General features: G+C 74.1%; 15 protein-coding genes. 6 read left to right on the forward strand and 9 right to left on the reverse strand.

Going from position 1 to position 18,839, the window contains the following annotated elements; all coding sequences use genetic code 11:
- Positions 1-6: 6 nt before the first annotated feature.
- The 5 genes from AB0881_RS17740 to AB0881_RS17760 form a co-directional block, all read right to left on the reverse strand.
- Positions 7-1,455 carry a 2-hydroxymuconic semialdehyde dehydrogenase gene (locus AB0881_RS17740; protein ID WP_366617989.1) on the reverse strand — a complete coding sequence of 483 codons (1,449 nt, stop codon included), beginning with the start codon at positions 1,453-1,455 and terminating at the stop codon, positions 7-9.
- 155 nt (positions 1,456-1,610) lie between these two features.
- A complete protein-coding gene (locus AB0881_RS17745) occupies positions 1,611-2,456 on the reverse strand; it encodes an MBL fold metallo-hydrolase (protein WP_366617990.1) in 846 nt (281 codons plus the stop codon).
- Positions 2,457-2,570: 114 nt separating this feature from the next.
- Positions 2,571-3,443: an alpha/beta hydrolase gene (locus AB0881_RS17750; RefSeq protein WP_366617991.1), complete on the reverse strand. Its 873-nt coding sequence runs from the start codon at positions 3,441-3,443 to the stop codon at positions 2,571-2,573.
- 106 nt (positions 3,444-3,549) lie between these two features.
- Entirely contained in the window at positions 3,550-5,124 is a 1,575-nt protein-coding gene (locus AB0881_RS17755) for an ATP-binding cassette domain-containing protein (protein WP_366617992.1), read from the reverse strand.
- 119 nt (positions 5,125-5,243) lie between these two features.
- Positions 5,244-7,604: a penicillin acylase family protein gene (locus tag AB0881_RS17760; RefSeq protein WP_366617993.1), complete on the reverse strand. Its 2,361-nt coding sequence runs from the start codon at positions 7,602-7,604 to the stop codon at positions 5,244-5,246.
- A gap of 77 nt (positions 7,605-7,681) precedes the next feature.
- On the opposite strand from AB0881_RS17760, the gene AB0881_RS17765 reads away from it, so the two are divergent.
- Complete coding sequence (locus AB0881_RS17765; RefSeq protein ID WP_366617994.1) at positions 7,682-8,137, forward strand: GNAT family N-acetyltransferase; 456 nt, start codon at positions 7,682-7,684, stop codon at positions 8,135-8,137.
- On the opposite strand, the gene AB0881_RS17770 is transcribed toward AB0881_RS17765, so the two are convergent.
- Together AB0881_RS17770 and AB0881_RS17775 are read right to left on the reverse strand one after the other, a co-directional pair.
- The gene (locus tag AB0881_RS17770; RefSeq protein ID WP_366617995.1) at positions 8,128-8,766 is read right to left on the reverse strand and encodes a response regulator transcription factor; all 639 of its coding nucleotides are present in this window, start codon (positions 8,764-8,766) and stop codon (positions 8,128-8,130) included. The two genes, AB0881_RS17765 and AB0881_RS17770, sit on opposite strands and share 10 nt — an antisense overlap.
- The gene (locus tag AB0881_RS17775) at positions 8,754-9,989 is read right to left on the reverse strand and encodes a sensor domain-containing protein (protein ID WP_366617996.1); all 1,236 of its coding nucleotides are present in this window, start codon (positions 9,987-9,989) and stop codon (positions 8,754-8,756) included. The genes AB0881_RS17770 and AB0881_RS17775 overlap by 13 nt, the downstream gene beginning before the upstream one ends.
- Before the next feature lie 115 nt (positions 9,990-10,104).
- Here AB0881_RS17775 and AB0881_RS17780 point away from each other — a divergent pair, with 115 nt between their 5' ends.
- The 3 genes from AB0881_RS17780 (at position 10,105) to AB0881_RS17790 (ending at position 13,658) form a co-directional block, all read left to right on the forward strand.
- Positions 10,105-12,501, forward strand: coding sequence for an FtsX-like permease family protein (locus AB0881_RS17780; RefSeq protein ID WP_366617997.1), 2,397 nt, complete (start codon positions 10,105-10,107; stop codon positions 12,499-12,501).
- Between the two features lie 35 nt (positions 12,502-12,536).
- Positions 12,537-12,707 (forward strand): hypothetical protein, encoded by a 171-nt coding sequence (locus AB0881_RS17785; RefSeq protein ID WP_366617998.1) that lies wholly within the window; start codon positions 12,537-12,539, stop codon positions 12,705-12,707.
- 120 nt (positions 12,708-12,827) lie between these two features.
- Positions 12,828-13,658 (forward strand): DUF4253 domain-containing protein, encoded by an 831-nt coding sequence (locus AB0881_RS17790; RefSeq protein WP_366617999.1) that lies wholly within the window; start codon positions 12,828-12,830, stop codon positions 13,656-13,658.
- Between the two features lie 39 nt (positions 13,659-13,697).
- Here AB0881_RS17790 and AB0881_RS17795 read toward each other — a convergent pair whose 3' ends face one another.
- Positions 13,698-14,306, reverse strand: a complete 609-nt coding sequence (locus AB0881_RS17795; RefSeq protein ID WP_366618000.1) for a TetR family transcriptional regulator — start codon at positions 14,304-14,306, stop codon at positions 13,698-13,700.
- Between the two features lie 57 nt (positions 14,307-14,363).
- On the opposite strand from AB0881_RS17795, the gene AB0881_RS17800 reads away from it, so the two are divergent.
- On the forward strand, positions 14,364-15,509 hold the full coding sequence (locus AB0881_RS17800) for an acyl-CoA dehydrogenase family protein (protein ID WP_366618001.1): 1,146 nt from the start codon (positions 14,364-14,366) through the stop codon (positions 15,507-15,509).
- Positions 15,510-15,621: 112 nt separating this feature from the next.
- Entirely contained in the window at positions 15,622-16,773 is a 1,152-nt protein-coding gene (locus AB0881_RS17805; RefSeq protein ID WP_366618002.1) for a hypothetical protein, read from the forward strand.
- Positions 16,774-16,807: 34 nt separating this feature from the next.
- Here AB0881_RS17805 and AB0881_RS17810 read toward each other — a convergent pair whose 3' ends face one another.
- On the reverse strand, positions 16,808-18,781 hold the full coding sequence (locus tag AB0881_RS17810) for a SpoIIE family protein phosphatase (RefSeq protein WP_366618003.1): 1,974 nt from the start codon (positions 18,779-18,781) through the stop codon (positions 16,808-16,810).
- Between the last annotated feature and the right edge of the window lie 58 nt (positions 18,782-18,839).

Here is an 18,839-nt window from a genome sequence, read left to right on the forward strand (position 1 = left end):
TCACTCTCAGATCTGCACGCAGACGTTGACGGGTTCGGAGAAGAAGTCCAGGGAGTATTCCCCGCCCTCGCGCCCGATCCCCGAGGCCTTCACCCCGCCGAACGGGGTCCGCAGGTCGCGCAGGTTCCAGCAGTTCACCCACACGATCCCGGCCTCGACGCGGGGCGCCACCCGGTGCGCCCGCGACAGGTCGCGGGTCCACACGGTGGCGGCCAGCCCGTACCGGCTGTCGTTGGCCAGCGCCAGGGCCTCCTCCTCGGTGTCGAAGGGGGCGACGTGGCACACCGGCCCGAAGATCTCCTCGCGGACCGCGCGGGCGGTCTCGGGCAGCCCGGTCAGCACGGTCGGCTGCACGTGGAAGCCGCCGTCGCGGCGGTCGCCGAACTCCGGCGCGCCGCCGCCCGCCACGACCGTGGCGCCCTCCTCGCGGGCCAGCCGGTAGTACGACAGCACCTTGTCGCGGTGCTCGGCCGAGATCATCGGCCCGTACCCGTCCAGCGCCCGCGCCCGCTCGCCGAGCGCCGCGACGAACTCCTCGAAGACCGGGCGCTCGACGTACACCCGCTCGGTGCACAGGCAGATCTGACCGGAGTGGGTGAACGAGGAGCGGACCGTGCCGTCGATGGCGGCCTCCAGGTCGGCGTCGGCGAAGACCAGCGCCGGGTTCTTGCCGCCCAGCTCGAACGACACCGGGGTGACGTGGTCGGCGGCGTTGCGCATGATGGCCGCGCCGGTCGCCGACTCGCCGGTGAACGCGATCGCGTCCACGCCCGGATGGCCGGTGAGGAACTCCCCCGCCGCGCCCGCGCCGTGCCCGTGCACCAGGTTGAACGCGCCGGCCGGCAGCCCCGCCTCGTCGATCACCGCGGCCAGCAGGGTCGCGGTGGACGGCGTCTCCTCCGACGGCTTGGCGACCACGGCGTTCCCGGCCGCGAGCGCCGGGGCGACCTTCCAGGTCAGCAGGAGCAGCGGCAGGTTCCACGGGGAGACGATCGCGACGACGCCGAGCGGGCGGCGGACGGTGTAGTTCAGGGCCTGCCCGCCCGCGCCGGCGCTCCAGCCGGGGATCCGCGTCGTGTACGACCGCTCCGGCCGCCCGTACAGCAGGTCGGCGTAGGCGCGGAAGTTGCCGATGGCGCGCGGGATGTCGACGGTCGCGGCCAGCTCGCGCGGCTTGCCGGTGTCGCCGGTCTCCGCGTCGACGAACTCGTCGAAGCGGGCCTCGATACCGTCGGCGATCCGCCGCAGCGCCGCCGCCCGCTCGGTGTCGCCGGTCGCGCCCCAGCCGCCCTCCAGCGCCGCGCGCGCCGCCGCCACCGCCGCGCCGACCGTCTCCCGGGACGCCTCGGGCACCTGCCCGCGCTCGGTCCCGTCGACGGGGTCGACCAGCGGGAACACCGTCCCGCCGGGCTCGCCCGCGAGGAAGCTCCCGCCAACGTAATGGGCCGGCTTCATGAACCCGTCGCCCTCCTCTCGTTCTCGATACCGCTCGGTTGCCGCTCGGTTCTTGCTCGGTGCCGCTCGGTTGCCTCGTCGTCCCGCCATCATCTGCCCGCTCGCTATGCCGGTCCAATACCAGTTGCTTCGCGAGGTATTGCGTTCCGGCTATATCAGCGCGGGAGCGGGCGGAAGCGGAATCCGCCGTCCGCGGCGTCGACCGTCCCCCAGCCGAAATGCGCCGGCATCAGCACGGCGCCATGGTCCGCGATCCAGCCCAGCACCGCGCGCCTGGCCCGCGCGGACCCCGCCCGGTCCACGCAGAAGCGCGAGCAGGTCAGCGGGTGCGCGAACTGGTGCGGATGGTGGATCAGATCGCCGGCGATCACCGCCGTCCCGCGGGAGCCCCGCACGATCACGGCCGACGAGCCCGGGGTGTGCCCGGGGACGGCGCGGACCTCGACCCCGCCGCGGATCCGGAAGCCGTCCTCGACCGCATCGAGCCGGTCGCGCTCGATCAGCGGCAGGACGCTGTCGGCGTACGAGCCGTACAGGACGCCCGGATCGCGCTCGTACCCCTCCCGCGCCCAGCTCAGCTCGTCCCCGAGGGCCAGGTAGCGCGCCTCGGGGAAGGCCGGGGCCCAGCACTCCCCGTCCCAGGCGGTGTTCCAGCCGACGTGGTCGGCGTGCAGGTGGGTGAGGTGGACGGCGCCGATGTCGGCCGGGGCGAGCCCGGCCCTGGCGAGGGCGGCGGGCAGGGCGCCGGACGCGCGCCCGTTCCAGCCCGGGCGGGAGCGGGACTTGCCGTCCCCCACGCCCGCGTCGACCAGCACGGCCGCGTCGCCGGTCGTGATCAGGTACGCGCCGAACGTCAGGTCGAGGTCCGCGCCCGGCCCCGGGTCCCCGGTCCCGGCCGCCAGCAGGTCGTCCGGCGCGAACGCCATGCTCGGGATGTCGGCCAGCCAGGTGACCGTGATCCCGCCGAGGTCCATGCTCGGCGGGCTGGTGTCCGTGCCCACGTGCGTCCTCCCGGGCGCCGGCCCTCGGCGCTCTGGACCGAACACTAGGCGGACGGAGGCATGCCGCACTAATAGCGTTTGGCGAGCCCGCCATGCCCGTACGGGCATACCTACTCAGATGGAGCGCACGAGGCCCAGCAGGGCGCGGCTCACCTGGGATTCCGGGTCGGCCAGGTCCAGGACCACGTCGAAGTGGTCGCGGTCCGGCACGACCATCAGCTCCGCCGCGCCGCCCCAGTACGCGGCGAAGCGGCTGGACTGCTCCAGGAAGCCCGCCCCGTCGTGCTCGGCGACCGCGACCACGGCCGGGCAGCGGCGCCCGGCCGGGAGCAGCTCCGGGCTGAGCGCCGCCGCGCGCTCGGTGTCGAGGCCCAGCCACTCGTTGACGTACACGCGCTGGAGCGGGCGCAGGTCGAACAGCCCGCTGAACGGCATCGCCGCCTTGACCGCGTCCTCCGGGATCCCCAGCTCCGCCTGCCAGCCGCCGGCCATGACCATGCCGGTCAGATGGCCGCCGGCCGAGCTGCCGCCGACGACGATCCGCTCCGGGTCGAGCCCGTGGGCGCGCCCCTCGCGGTAGACCCAGGCGACCGCCGCCCGCACCTGCCGGACGATCTCCTCAAGCGTGGCCCGCGGGGCGAGCGTGTAGTCCGGGACGACCGTGGCGATCCCCTGGCCGTCCAGCATCCGGGCCATGAACGCCGAGTCGCCGCGCGACAGCGCCCGCCAGTAACCGCCGTGCACGAAGACGAAGACCGGGCGAAGCCGCCCGTCCTCGATCCCCCACACGTCCAGCGCCTCGCCGCTCGCCGCGTCGTAGACGATCCCCGGACGGCCGTTCAGGCCCTCGACCGCCGCGTCCGACATCGAGCGGTAGCGGGCCATATGGCGGGCGAAGAGCTCCTCGCCGGCCTTGGCGCGCACGTTGTAGGCGGTGTCGAGTTCGCCGTCGGAGAGTTCGCGGCCGGGCCAGTCGTGCAGGTTCATACCGTCAGGTGCCGTTCCGCCCGGTCAGCGGGAAGCGATCCGCGCGCCGCCGTGTCCGGGCCGAGATCGGCGGCCGCGAGCGCCATGATCTCACCCCGGCCCTCCCTCAATGGACCGGCGCGTCGGACTCCCGGACGCTCCCGTCCGTCCCGCAGATGAGGTAGCGGTCGAAGTCGGCGGCGAACCAGCGGTCGTGGGTCACGGCCAGGACCGTCCCCGCGAATCCCTCCAGCCCCTGCTGGAGAGCCTCGGCACTGGCCAGGTCGAGGTTGTCGGTGGGCTCGTCCAAGAGGAGCAGCGTCGCACCCGACAACTCCAGCAGCAGGATCTGGAGGCGCGCCTGCTGGCCGCCCGACAGCGTCTCGAACGGGCGGCCTCCGGCCGGGGCCAGCTCGTACCGGGCCAGCGCCGCCATCGCGTCGTTGCGGACCAGCGCGTGCTCGCTCATCACGATCTCCGCCGGCGTCCGCCCGTGCAGGTCGGGCCGGGTGTGCGTCTGGACGAAGTGCCCCGGCACGACCCGCGCGCCGAGCCGGGCCGTCCCCGTGTGCGGGACGGGCTCGCCGGCCAGCAGGCGGAGGAGCGAGGACTTGCCCGTCCCGTTGGAGCCCAGCATCGCCACGCGCTCGCCGTACCAGATCTCGGTGTCGAACGGCCGCAGCAGCCCGGTCAGTCCGAGCGACTCGCACACCAGCGCCCGCTTGCCCGTACGGCCGCCGCGCAGGCGCATCCGCACGTTCTGCTCCTTGGGCGCGCTGCGCGGCGGGCCCGCCTCCTCGTACCGCCTCAGCCGCGTGCGGGCCGCCTGGTAGGACGACGCGACCGCGTCGTTGTTGGTGGCGCGCTGCCGCAGCGTATGGACGAGCCGCTTCAGCCGGGCGTGCTCGTCGTCCCACCGGCGGCGCAGCTCGTGGAGCCGCTCGGTGCGTTCGCGCCTGGCCCGCGCGTAGCCCGCGTAACCGCCGCCGTGGACCCACACGTCGCCCGACTCCACGGTGACGATCCGGTCGGCGACGTCGGCGAGCAGCCGCCGGTCGTGCGAGACCAGCAGAACGGTCTTGCCCGCCGCGTTCAGCCGCTCGGCGAGCCACTCCTTGCCGGCGACGTCGAGGTAGTTGTCGGGCTCGTCCAGCAGCAGCACGCCGTCGGGCCCGCGAAGGAGCGCCTCCAGCACCAGCCGCTTCTGCTCGCCGCCCGACAGCGTGGTGACGGGACGTTCCTTCACCTCGTCGAAGGGCAGCCCGAGCGCGGCCGTGGCGCACGTGTCCCAGACGACCTCGACGTCGTAGCCGCCCGCGTCACCGTAGTCGGCGACGGCCTGCGCGTACGCCAGCTGCGACCGCTCGTCGCCGCCCAGCTCCCGCTCCGCCCGGACGAGGCGTCCGGCGGCGTTCCGGACCGGCTCCGGCGCCACCGACAGCAGCAGGTCGTGCACGCTCGTCCCGTCCCGGACGCTGCCGATGAACTGCCGCATGACGCCCAGCCCGCCGGTGCTCGCCACCACGCCCTGGGACGGACGCAGGTCGCCCGCGACGAGCCTCAGCAGCGTGGTCTTCCCCGCCCCGTTCGGCCCCACCAGCGCGGCCTTGGCCCCTTCCCCGACCCGGAACGACACGTCGTCGAGAAGCACCCGCCCATCGGGCAGGGCGTAGGACAGCCGGCTGACCTCGACATGCCCCACGCCAACCTCCTCGTACGAGGATCACGCCCGTGCCGCACGTAGGGAAACCGCACTCCGCGGCGATGGCCCATGTGGATGGGATTCGCGTCGGATACTACCTAGGCATGCGCAGGTCTTCCTTAGTGCGCGCGGAGGCGGATCTCCTTCAGGGATGGGGAACGCCTGATGTCGTTCTCGCAGAACGGGGTGCGTACCCAGCGGTTCTGCGAGAAGAGGCGGGTCTGGTCGGCGTAGTGCGGGGACGTCGGGTCGGCGGACTGGGAGTAGGTGAGGACCGTGCGGACGTCGGGGCAGCGGCCGCGGCCGAAGGCGACCACCTGGACGTAGCTGGAGCCGTGCTCGACCTCGGTGTAGCCCTTGCCGGGCGTCCAGGTCGCCTCGATCTTGTTGAGGATCCCCTGCGACTCCGTGCCGCCGCCGATCGGGATCCTCGCGCCGTTGCGGGTCACGTACTGGTGGTCGCCCAAGGGCGCGTCCAACGGGAGGCCGGAGTCGCGCAGTTCGGCGATCGCGTCGGTCAGGGCCTTGCGTACGGCGGGCGAGGCGGTGTTGAGGCCGCGCGGGGTGTTCACCGGGTCGGAGGCGTCGAACGGGACGCGCCACAGGTCGGAGGCGCGCGCCGCCTTGCGCCAGTATCGGTCGAACAGGATGGCGCCCTTGCTGCCGGTATCGGCCGTGCGGTCCCAGCGGGCGAGGACATCGCAGACCTGGCCGAGGTTCATGTCGCGGCACATCGCGGCGGTGTCCTCGGCGGCCAGCTCGCCCGCATGGTTGCGGTTGGCGAATACCAGGTCCTGCATGTCCTGGCGGGTGAAGCGGCCCTTCTTCAGCTGGTCCTCGACGGCGACCAGGCCGCTGCGGGTGCGCAGCGAACGGGTCGTGCGCTCGGTGCCGATGATGCGGTCGTAGCCCTCCAGCGGGCGCTCGGGGTTGGCGAGCCAGTGGCTGTCGTTGGAGTTGGTGACGTAGTCGGGCCGGTCCAGCACCGGGTAGCGGTCCGGGGACAGGATGCCCGGCTGGAGGGCGCCTCTGGCGTGGCCGGGGGTGCAGGACGACGTGGCGCCGTCCAGGATCGCCACGCCGGAGGACGCGAAGACGGCCTTGCCGAGAGGGGTGTTGCACGTGTCGGCGAAGCCGTTCGTGATGTTCGGGAGCACCTGGATCTGGGCGTAGACGGCCTTGCCGCGCGCGTCGGCGGCCAGGGTGTTGACCCACGGCATGCCCTGCGTGCCCTTGAGCGCGCGGATCGCCTCGTCGGTCGTGCGGGCCTTGCCGAGTTCCAGGGAGGTGTTGGAGATGCGCAGGTTGGCGGCGTTGGGGTCGTTCAGCGCGTACGCGCTCTCCGGAGTCCAGGGCAGCGGCACCGAGCCGAGGGAGGTGACGACCGGGCCGTAGCGGGTGCGCCACTGCGTGCCGGTGACCGGCTTCACCGAGCCGTCGGGCTGCCTGGCCGGGACGGTGATCCGGCGCTGCGTCATCTTCTCCGCGCGCCCGTCCACCAGGTACGAGGTGGGGTCGCCGGGGACGAGCCGGAGCTGCGCCAGCGAGAACGGGACGCCGGTGGCGACGGTGTGGCTCCAGGCCATCGTGGAGTTGTGCCCGATCGACACCGAGACCGAGCCGAGGAGGGCGCCGCCGCTGACGTCGAGACGGCCGGGGATGGTCTGGTGCATCTGCCAGAAGCGGCGCCCGGTGTGCCACGGGTAGTGCGGGTTGCCGAGCAGGAGGCCGCGCCCGTTCGCGGTCGCGCCGCGTCCCACGGCGATCGCGTTGCTGCCCATGTCGGCGCCGGCCGTCATGGCCTGGACCTCGGCGGCGATCCGCTTCGGGTCCGGTGCCGCCTGGGCCGTTCCGGACGGGGGCCTAGCCGCGGCGATCTGGTCGGCCATCCGGCCGGAGCCGCCGAGCATCGCGAGGGCGTAGCCGCGGCGCGTCACGTCCAGCTCGGTGATCGGCCTGACCCACGGGGCGCCCTTGCAGGCCGGGTCGGTGATCTTCCCCTCGCGCAGGTACTCGTTGTACCCGGCCGCCCAGCCGCGGCCCAGGTCGCGCACCTCGCGGCTGGGACCGTACGGGGCGGGCCGCCGCGCCAGGCGCTCGACGACCCCGCTGTCGTTGATCTCCCGGAAGAACAGGTCGCTGGCCAGGTTCGTGGTCGCGGACGTGAGCGACTGGTCCGGCGCGGCCTCCGCGCCGAAGTACCGGGAACGCTCCCCGCGCAGCGTGACCATGCCCTGGGCGAGCAGGCAGACGTTGTCGCGGGCGGCCGCGTACCCGGTGCCGAACCCGAGGCCCGCGTAGTCGCGGGCGACGATGTGCGGGATGCCGTACTCCGTGTAGCGGATCGTCGCCGACAGGCCCCGGCCGCCCTGAACGCCCTCGGCGGTCGCGGCGGGCACGGTCGGCAGGGTGACGGGCGAGAGCGCGGCGGCCAGCAGGACCGTCACGGTCCCCAGGCGGCGGAGGCCGGTGCGGGGCATGCACACTCCTTGATCACGACGGGCCCCGCAAAAGTGGCACAGAACACCATCGCCGACAAGGGGCGTAGGTTGGCCACATGGTGCGCACCCGCCTCGCCACGCCCGACGACGTGCCGGTCCTCGCCGGGATCGCCCGTGCCGCGTACGCCAAGTACGTGCCGCGCATCGGCGTCGAGCCGCCGCCGATGGTCGCCGACTTCGCCGCCGAGGTCGCGGCCGGCGACACGTGGGTGGCCGAGGACGAGGGCGCCGTGCTCGGGTTCGCGGTCCTGGCGGCCGAGGACGACCACCTGCTGCTGAAGAACGTGGCCGTGGACCCGTCCGCACAGGGCCGCGGCGTCGGCGGCGCGCTCCTCGGCCTGGCCGAACGGCGCGCCCGCGAGGCGGGCGCCGGCGAGATCCGCCTATACACCAACGTGGCGATGACCGAGAACATCGCGTACTACGGCCGCCGCGGCTACGTGGAGACCCACCGCGAGGAGGGCGAGGGGCTGCGCCGGGTGTTCTTCGCCAAGCGGCTCGGTCAGGAGTAGAGGTAGGCGAGGACGGCCAGCACGCGGCGGTGGCCCGAGTCGGACGGCGGCAGGCCGAGCTTGGCGAACACTGCGCCGATGTGCTTGCTCACCGAACGTTCGGTGATGACCAGCGTGGTGGCGATGGTGGAGTTGTCCAGGCCCTGCGCCATGAGGCCGAGCACCTCGCGCTCGCGCGGGGTGAGGGAGCTGATCGGGTCGTGCCGGCTGGTCATGAGCTGCGCGACGACCTCGGGGTCCAGGGCGGTGCCGCCGGCGGCGACGCGCCGGAGGGCGTCCAGGAACTCCTCCACGCGCCCGACGCGGTCCTTGAGCAGGTAGCCGATGCCGCCGGCGCCGCCGGCCAGCAGCTCGGCGGCGTAGGTCTCCTCGACGTACTGCGACAGGACGAGCACCGGCAGGCCGGGGATCTCCTTGCGGGCGGCGATCGCGGCGCGCAGCCCCTCGTCGCGGAAGCCGGGCGGGAGGCGCACGTCCAGGACGGCGACGTCGGGCCGGTGCTCCAGCAGGGCGGGCAGCACGCCGGGGCCGTCCTCGGCGACCGCGGCCACCTCGTGCCCGTCGGTGGTGAGCAGCAGCACCAGCCCCTCGCGCAGCAGCGCGTTGTCCTCGGCGATCACGATCCGCACGGCAGCTCCACTTCGAGCGTCGTTCCCTGTCCGGCGGGGCTGTCGATCCGGGTCGTCCCGTCGAGCGCCGCGACGCGCCGGCGGATCCCGGCCAGGCCGCTGCCGCCGGCGGTGCCGGCACCGCCCTTCCCATCGTCCCGTACCAGGACGCGCAGGGACGAATCGGCGCGGTGCAGCACGACCTCGGCCTTCGTGGCGCCGCTGTGCCGGGCGATGTTGGTGAGCGCTTCGGCGACGACGAAGTACGCGGCGGCCTCGACGGCGGCGGGCACCCGCGCCTCGGCCTCGCCGGGCAGCTCCAGCCGTACCGGGATGTGCTGGCCGGCCGCGAGCGTGCGGATCGCGCCGGGCAGGCCGCGGTCGGACAGGATCGGCGGGTAGATGCCGCGGATGACGGCGCGGAGCTGGGTGAGCGCCTCCTCGACGCCGTCGCGCGCCTGGAGGAAGAGTTCGCGGGCGGCGTCCGGGTCGGCCTCGAACCGGCGGTCGGCCAGGCCGAGCCGCAGCGCGACGGCGACGAGCTGCGCCTGGGTGCCGTCGTGCAGGTCCCGCTCGATGCGGCGCAGCTCGGCCCCGTGGGCCTCCAGCGCCTCGGCGCGGGTCTCGGTCAGCCGCTCGACCCGTTCGGTGAGGCTGGACCGCCGCGACGGCCCGAGCAGCCACCCGGCCAGCCGGGCCTGGAAGCGCGCCAGGTGCGGCAGCAGCCAGATCAGGCAGGCGGCGTTGATCGCGGCCTGCAGGAACGGCATCGTCAGCGCCTTGGGCCAGCTGTCCAGGACGATGAACGCCGACATCGACCCCTCGGGCGCCGCCCACCACCACAGCGGCATCGACAGCGCGAACAGGATGGACGGCCACAGGCCGATCGCCAGCACGCCCATGAGGAACCCGCTGAGCCCGTGCAGCACCATCCACGCGAGGTCGCGCCAGGTGGACGGGTCCCGCAGCAGCCGGACGACCCGTTCCAGGGAGGGGCCCTCGACCGCCGGGTACGGCTCGGGGATCTCGCGGCCGAGCGCCCGCCCGGCCCGGCGCCGCTCGATCCCGGCCAGCGCGCGGACGGGCCGCAGCACGTCGGGCAGCCAGGGCACCAGGACGAACAGCATCGCGAGCAGGCCCGCGAACGGCAGCAGGTAGAGGCCCAGCATCGAGGGCAGTGCGGTGCGCAGGCCGACGACCAGGTAGACCGAGGCGGCCGCGCTGCGTCTGAGTGCTCTGTACATGTTCGCTATGAACCGTAGAGCACCCGTGGGCCGGCTCGCGGTGTAGCGGGCTACACCATCTATTCGGGAGCGCGCGCCCATGTGCCGGCGCGCCCGCGAGCCTACGTTCGACCAGGTGAGAGTCGATACCACCAAGGTGAAGTCCCGGCACGGGGTGTTCGTGGCGCTGGCGTTCGCGGCCATGCTCGCCGGGGCGTGCGGCGTGCTGCTGGAGACGGCGCTGCGCGTGCACGCGCCGGTCGAGCGGTACGCGCCCGCGGCGGCCGTGGTCAGCGCGCCGCAGAAGGTCTCGACGCGGATCGAGTCGGCGGGGTCGAAGCCGGAGACGCAGACCCGGCCGGCGGCGGAGCGCGCGCGGGTGCCGGCCGCGGCGGCCGAGCGGCTGCGCCGGGTCCCGGGCGTGCGGGACGTGGTCGCGGACGTGTCGTTCCCCGTCACGCCCGCCGGCGGGCGGCCGCTGACCGGCCACAACTGGAGCCGGCTGGCCGACCTGCGCGCGGGCCGCGCGCCCCGGGCGGCCCACGAGGTCGCGCTGCCCGGTTCCGCCGGGTTCCAGGTGGGGCGGTGGGCGCGGCTGCAGGTCGACGGCACCCCGCGCCCGTACCTGGTGACCGGGCTGGTCTCCGACGGCGGCTACTTCGCGCTGCCCCCCGCCCGCGCCGACGCGCTGCTGGTCTTCGGGACCGGGGTGGACGAGGACGCGCTGCGCGCCGCGGCACCCGGCCTGAAGGTGTCGACGGGCGACGACCGCGGGGACGTGGAGAACCTCGCCGTGCCCGCCGCCCGGCCCGGCCTCATCGAGATGACGCTGTCGTTCGGCGGTGTGGCGATCATGACGGCGCTGATCGTGGTGGGCGGGCTGATCGCCCTGTCGATCCGCGAGCGCGCCCGCGAGTTCGCGCTGCTGCGGGCGATCGGCGCGACGTCCGGGCAGGTGCGCGCCGCGATCGTCCGGGAGAACGCGCGGACGGCGGTCCGGGCCGGCCTCGTCGGCGGGCCGCTGTCGCTCGCCCTCGGCGCCGCGATGCACGCGGCGATGGTGCGCAACGGGGTCCTGCCCGAGGGCTTCGGCCTGTCACTGAGCCCCGGGCCCGCGGCGGCGGGGTTCCTGGTCGCGCTGCTGGCGGCGGTGCCGGCCGCGCTGCTGGCGTCGCTGCGGCTGGCCCGGATCCGGCCCGTCCAGGCGCTCGGCGAGGCGGCCGTCGAGCCCGCGGAGCTGCCCCGGTGGCGGCGGATCACCGGCGTGGTCTTCCTCGTGATCGGCGCGAACGCGCTGGGCGTGTCCGGCCTGACCTCCGGTTCCACCGCGGCCGCCTCCGTCGGCGGGCTGGTCCTCTCGCTGATCGCGGCGACCGCGTTCCTCGGCCCGGTGATCGCGCGCTTCGGCGCCCGCACGCTCGGCGGCGCGATCCGGCGCCTGGACCCGCGGATGGGCAGGCTGGCGGCGCGCGCCGCCGGCGCCGCCGCGATGCGGGCGGGCGCGATCCTGACGCCGGTGGCGCTGGCGGTCGCGTTCGCCGGGACGCAGCTGTTCGTGCAGTCCACGCTGGCGCGCGCCACGCAGGTGCAGGCGCGGGAGGCGACGCGGGCGGACCAGGTGCTGGTCGCGTCCGGCCCCGGGCTGCCCGCCGGCGCGGCACGGGACGTGCGCCGCACCCCGGGCGTCACGGCCGCGACCGCGGTGAAGCGGACGACGGTCGTCATGGCGGTCAGCGAGCTGGGCGACAAGCAGCTGCGGTCGCTGCCCGCGCGCGGCGTGAGCCCCGAGGGCCTGGAGCGCACCACCGACCCGGGCGCCACCGACGGCCGGCTGGCCGACCTGCGCGGCACGGCGGTCGCGCTCAGCCGGGACGTGGCCGGCGGCACCCGGGTCGGCGCGATCAAGCCGCTGTGGCTCGGCGACGGCACCCGGATCAGGCCGCGGGTGGTCGCGATCTACGAGCGCGGGCTCGGCCTCGGCGACGTGCTGCTGCCGCGCGACCTGGTCGCCGCGCACGCCACGTCCCCGCTGGACGACCACGTCCTCGTCGCGGGCACCGCCGACCTGCGGCCGGTCGCGGCCCGCTACGCCGGCGCCCGCGCGCTGCTGGCCGGGGCGCTGGACGGGCGGCTGTCGCAGGAGCTGCGGCTGCAGAGCTTCATGAGCCACATCGTCGTCGCGGCCATCGCCGGCTTCATCGTCATCGGCCTGGTCACCACGCTCGCGCTGGCGACCTCCGGGCGCGGCCGCGAGCTGACGCTGCTGCGGCTGGCGGGCGCCACCCGGCGCCAGGTCCTGCGGGCGGTGCGGCTCGAGACCGCGATCGTCCTCGGCACCGGGCTGGCGGCCGGGACGCTCATCGCCGCCGTGACGCTGATGGCGTTCGCGACGGTCGTGACCGGGCTCCCGCTGCCGTCCGTGCCCCTCGTTCCGGCGGCCCTGATCGTGCTGTTCATCGCGGGCTCGGGCACCGCCGCCACCATGCTCCCCGCGCGCCTGCTGCTGCGCCGGGGCCGTCCCACCGTCCTCTGAGTCCCACTCCTCTGAAACGACAGAAAGGCAGTCCCGTGGACAACGGCAAGCGCTGGAGCCTGTTCATCCTCCTGCTCCTGGTCAACGTCACCTTCAACGTGCTGGCGAACGGCACCTGGTACCAGATCGTGATCGGGGCGCTGACCGGCGCCGGGATGCTGGCACTGGCGGTCGAGTACCTGGTGCGGCGGCGCCGCGACGGCTGATCCGCGGGCGGCGGTCCCAACGAACCCGGCAGGACCTTCCCCCGGGCCGGGCCGTCGCCGTTAACATCTCCGGAGTGCCAAGATCCCTGTTGGCATGATCTGTACCGGAAACGGCGGGAGATGGACGATCTAGAGCTCCGGCACGGCCTGCCGGGCCACCTTCCTCAGCTGTTCGCCGACGGAGCAGCCGAGCGGACGCTGTCGGCCGAGCTGCCCGACGGGGACGTGGTGTGGCCGGACCCCGGCTACCCGCAGCACCAGCTGGTGCGGCGCCCCGCGTTCTGGGTCAGCGACGACCCGGTCGGCGGGGACCTGTGGGCCCGGCTGCGGGCCGAGCATCCGCGGTCGGGGCTGTGGCCGCTGCTGCTGGACGAGTCCGACCAGCCGTGGGCGGCCGGGCAGGTGGCGCCCGAGCCGGTCGCCGACGTCGCCAACTACGCGCCCGGCGCGTTCATGTACGAGGTGTGGGCCGACTGGTCGGAGCAGGCGTCCGAGGACGACATCGACGACCTGGCGCCGTTCGGGCTGCACTGCCCGGGCCCGGCGGCGCCCGGCCCGCCGATGCACGATCCGGAGGCGCTGGCCGACCGGCACGCGCGGGTGCTCGCCCGGCGCGGCCTGTCGCTGGGCCTGGCGGCGGTGGATCGGGGCGCCGACGCGCTGGCCGCGATGGGTTGGCAGGGCGCGCTCAACCACAACGAGTGGGCCGCCCCGCTGGCCGCGGTCGTGCGCGGCTGGGAGGAGCGGTTCGGGGCGCGCGTCATCGGCCTGGGCTTCAACACCCTGGAGCTGAGCGTGGCCTCTCCCCCGCTGACGACCCGGCACGCGGTCCACGTGGCGGCCGAGCACTGGACGTTCTGCCCCGACATCCTCTTCCAGGGGCCCGGCACGCTCGCCGGCTACGCCGAGGAGATCCGCGGCAAGACGTCGTGGTCCTTCTGGTGGGACTGACCTTCCGGTGGGCCTGAGCGGCGGCTCCTGGCCCTGGCCCTAGCCGTTGCCGGTACCGAGCATGCGCAGGGCCAGGTGCGCGTACAGCGCGCCGATCTCCTCGGGCGTGCGCGGGCCCTCGGGGCGGTACCAGCGGCAGACGTCGATGGCCAGCGAGGCCAGGGCGCGCGCGGTGCCCTCGACGTCGGCGACGTCGAACTCGCCGGCGGCGGCCCCCGCCCGGATCTCGTCGCGGAGGAGCGCCCGGACCGTACGGCGCAGCCCGGCGATCCGCTCGGCGTGCTCCGGCTCCAGCGCGCCGAGCTCGTTCTGGATCACCCGGGCGGCCAGGTGGTGGCGGGCGTGCCAGCCGGCGAAGGCGTAGACCAGGGCACGGACGCGCGGGGCGTGCCCCTCCCCGCCGGCCGCCGCCAGCGCGTCCCTGAGGGCCGCCAGGACGGACTCGTGGACGGCGAGGGCGATCTGGAAGAGCAGGTCCGCCTTGGTCCTGTAGTGGACGTACAGGGCGCCCGCGCTCATCCCGGCGGCGGCCGCGATATGGCGGGTGGACGTGCCGTGGTAGCCGACCCCGGCGAACGCGTCGACGGCGGCCGTCAGCAGCCGCCGCGGCGAGCCGGGCGGGACGGCGGCCCACATGTCTTCGGTCACGTGGAGATCCTAAGCGACCGCTCAGTAGACTGGCGCGCAATCGACTGGGAGGTTCTGGTGCGCCGTACTGTCTTCGAGCCCGATCACGAGCTGTTCAGGGAGTCCGTCCGGGAGTTCGTGGAGCGGACCCTGGTGCCGCTGGACGAGGAGATCCGGGCTGAGCGGATGCTCAGGCGCGAGGTCTGGCTGGAGGCCGGCCGGCAGGGCTTCCTGGGCATGCAGATGCCCGCGGAGTACGGCGGCCAGGACGCCGGGGACTTCCGCTTCAACGCCGTCATCGGCGAGGAGCTGGCCCGGGTCGCGGCGGCCTACAACTCGATCGTGGCCATCCACGTCGACATCTGCGCGCCGTACCTGGTGGAGCTGGCCACCGAGGAGGCCAAGAAGAAGTGGCTGCCGGGGTTCTGCACCGGCGAGCTGGTCACCGCGATCGGGATGACCGAGCCGGGCGGCGGGTCCGACCTGGCGGCGCTGAAGACCACGGCGGTCCGGGACGGCGACTCCTGGGTGATCAACGGGTCGAAGACGTTCATCACCAACGGCGGGCACGCCGACCTGGTCATCGTCGCCGCGACGACCACCCCGGAGAAGGGCGCCAAGGGCATCACGCTGTTCGGCGTCGAGGCGGGCACGCCCGGGTTCTCGCGGGGCACGAAGCTGGACAAGGTCGGGCAGCCGGAGGCCGACACCTCCGAGCTGTTCTTCGAGAACGTCCGCGTCCCGGACTCGCACGTCATCGGCGAGCTGGACCGGGGCTTCATCCACATGATGGAGCGGCTGCCGCAGGAGCGGCTGTCGTGCGCGATCGCCAACCTCGCGCACGCCCGCGGCGTCCTGGAGGAGACGCTGGAGTACGTCAAGGAGCGCAAGGCGTTCGGGCAGCCGATCGGGTCGTTCCAGAACAGCAAGTTCCTGGTCGCCGAGCTGATCACCAAGCTGGACGTGGCGCAGGCGTTCGTCGACCAGTGCCTGGCCGCGCACGTGGACCGGGAGCTGAGCACCGAGGACGCCTCCAAGGCCAAGTGGTGGACCTCCGAGGTGCAGAACGAGATCATCGACGGCTGCGTGCAGCTGTTCGGCGGCTACGGCTACATGCGCGAGTACCGGGTGGCGCGGGCCTGGATGGACGCCCGGGTGACCCGGATCTGGGCCGGCACCAACGAGATCATGAAGGAGATCATCGGCCGTTCCGCCGGGCTCTGAGTCGCGGGACCGGGTGGCGCTCATTCGTCGCCCTGTCTAATATTCGGCGAAAGATCGGCGGCGAGCCCCTCCTCGCCTCCACCGGGCACGCTGAGTCGGGACGGAGGCCTGGGTGCGTACGCGCGGGCGGGTGCTTTCGGGGGTCATCGGTGTCGCCGTGGCCGTCACGCTGGTCACCGACGTGGTGATCGTGGCGACGGGACGGCTGGACGGCCGCGAGGCGAAGGGCGTGGAGCGGCTGGTGTCGGTCGCCGGGGGCGCGGCGCCCCAGGCGCCGGTGGTGGCGCCCCTCACGAAGCGCTACACGCCCCATCTCCTCATCGCCGGCACCGGGACCATCCCCCCGGCGGCCGTGGAGCGCACGAGGCGTCTCAAGGGCGTCACGGGCGTGACCGTCGTGGACGCGGCGCGCGCCCAGGTCGGCGACCGCCGGATGGGGCTGCTGGGCGTGGACCCCTCGACGTTCCGCGCGTTCGCGCCGGCGCAGTCCGCCGAGTCCGACCAGCTGTGGCAGACGGTCGCGACAGGCGGACTCGCGGTCTCGTTCACGATGAGCCAGGACGGCTCGCTGCCGCTCGGCGGCGTGGTGCGGGCCGGGCGCAGCGACCGGCCGGGCCAGGTGCGGGTGGGCGCGTACGCGGCGATGGGCATCGGCGACGTGGACGCCGTCGTGTCCCGCAAGAAGGCGCGGGCGCTCGGGATGCCGGAGGGCAACGCCCTGGTCGTCAGCGCCCCCAAGGCGAACGCCGGGGCGCTGCAGAAGAGGCTCCGGCGGATCCTGCCGAAGGGCACCAAGATCGCCCGGCTGAACGCCGCGGCCACCACCCCCGCGCAGAACAAGGCGCGCCGGCAGCCCCGCGTCACCGGGCGGCCCGACGGGGTCCGGTCGGCGCGGTCGCCGATCACCGGCAACATGATGACCGCGACCATGCGCACGCTGGTCCTGGAGATCGACTCGATGTTCGGGCCGTTCCCGACCATCGGCTGCTTCCGCAGCGGCGCGGACGCGCAGGACCACGGGCTCGGCCGGGCGTGCGACTTCATGGAGAGCGGCGGCGGCCGGATGCCGAGCGCGGGCGCCATGCGGCACGGCGACCAGGTGGCGCAGTACGCGATCAGCAACGCCCGCCGGCTGGGCGTCTCTTACGTGATCTGGAAGCAGCACATCTGGAACGTGCGCGGCGGCGGCTGGCGGCCGATGGCCGACCGCGGCAGCATCACCCAGAACCACTACGACCACGTGCACATCTCGGTGCTGCGCTAGGGGCGCCGCCGCGGCCGGCTTCGCCTCCTCAGGGCTACGGCAGCTCCTGCTCGCACCAGACGGCCTTGCCGCCGGCGGTGCGGCGCACGCCCCAGCGCCTGGCCAGCCGGCCGACCACGTGCAGGCCGCGGCCCGTCTCGGCCAGGTCGTCGCCCTCGTCGTGGCGGATGCGGGGGCGGCCGTCGGAGGAGTCGAACACCTCGCACACCAGCCCGCCCTCGCGCACCAGCCGCACGGTGACCCGGCCGTCGGCGTGCGTGAGGGCGTTCGTCACCAGCTCGGACGCCAGCAGCTCGGTGGCCGGCGACAGCTCCGCCAGGCCCCACTGCTTCAGCCGGGCGCGGATCAGGCCCCGGGCGCGGCGGACGGCGGCCGGATGCGCGGGCAGCTCCCAGGCGACGTGGTCGTCGGCCGGGATGCGCCGCAGCCGGGCCACCAGCATCGCGATGTCGTCGCGGTGCTGGTCGTCGAACACGCCGTCCAGGGTGGCCTGGCAGAGGTCCTCCAGCGGCCGGGCCGCGGCGCCGCGCGCGAACGTGCGGCGCAGCCGGGCGAGGCCGTCGTCGATGTCGCGGGCGCGGTTCTCCACCAGGCCGTCGGTGTAGAGGAACAGCAGCGTTCCGTCCTCCACCGTGAACTCGCGGGTGACGACCGGGCCGTCGCCGACGCCCAGCGGCGGCGCGGGCGGCACGTCCAGGAACGCGGCGTCGGCGTCGGGCGGGGCCAGCAGCGGCGGCAGGTGCCCGGCGCTGGCGACCTCGCAGCGCCCGCTGACGGCGTCGTACACGACGTACGCGCACGTCGCGAAGTGCGGCTCGCGCTCGCCGAGCGTCTGCATCAGCGAGTCCAGCCGCTCCAGCGCCTCGGCGGGCGGCAGCTCCAGCTGGGCCAGCGTGTGGATGGCGGTGCGCAGCCGTCCCATCGTGACCGCGGCCCGCACGCCGTGCCCGGCGACGTCGCCGACCACCAGCGCGACCCGGCCGCCGGGCAGCGCGATCGACTCGTACCAGTCGCCGCCTACCTCGATCAGCCGGCTGCCCGGCAGGTAGCGGTGGTGGACCTCGACCGACGACGGCGCGGACAGGTCGGTGGGCAGCATGGCGCGCTGGAGGGTGAGCGCGGTGGCGCGCTCCCGCCCGTACCGGCGGGCGCTCTCGATGAAGATCGCCGCGCGGCTGGCGAACTCCATCCCGATCTCGATGTCGTAGGCGTCGAACGGGCGGTGCGCCACGTTGCGGGTGCAGACGAAGAAGCCGAGCATCGCGCCGTCGGCGAAGATCGGCAGGATCAGCATCGAGGCGCCCTTGAGCAGGTCGGCCACCGGCGGCCGGCGCCAGTTCTCGGCGATCCGGGCGGCGCCCTCGCCGCCGAGGCCGACCAGCACGGGGGCGCCGGTCTCCATGCACCGCACGTACGGCGTCCCGGGCGGGTAGGTGAACACCTCGCCGGTCGGGAACGTGGCGTCCCAGGACTGGTCGCCGTCGTCGGAGGCGACCGCCATCCGGCGCAGCGCGGGCGTGCCCTCGCCGTCCTCCGGCTGCGGCGGCGGCTCGTCGGCGTCGACGAGGCTCTCCAGCATGAGCAGGCCGCCGGAGTTGCAGAAGTGCGGGACCAGGACGCTCATCAGGCCGCGCGCCAGCAGCTCCAGGTCCAGGGTGGCGCCCAGCCGCGGCAGCGAGTCCTCCAGCAGGGCGCGCCGGATGACAGCCGGGTCCAGGAACCGGTCGGCGAGCGGGACGGGGACGCGGATGAGCGCCAGCGCCGCCAGGTCGGGCGTGCTGCCGCTCATCGGGTGCACGGTCACGACCGCGTCGTAGGACGCGCCCTGCCAGGTCTCGACCGTGAGCATGGTGGTGCGCTCGCGCTCGAACCGCAGGGCCTCGTCCAGCGGATCCTGCGCGCCGCTGATCACCTCGCCCAGGCGCGCGCCCAGCAGGTCCTCGGGATTCTCGGCCAGCACGGCCGCGGCGTTGCGGTCGAACTGCAGGATTTTGCCCGACGCATCCATGCCGAGAATGAGAATTCGGGTGGACGACTGCATCGCTCAATTATGGGACATTGCGCGT

The organism is Spirillospora sp. NPDC029432, assembly GCF_040703975.1.
Taxonomy (GTDB): domain Bacteria; phylum Actinomycetota; class Actinomycetes; order Streptosporangiales; family Streptosporangiaceae; genus Spirillospora.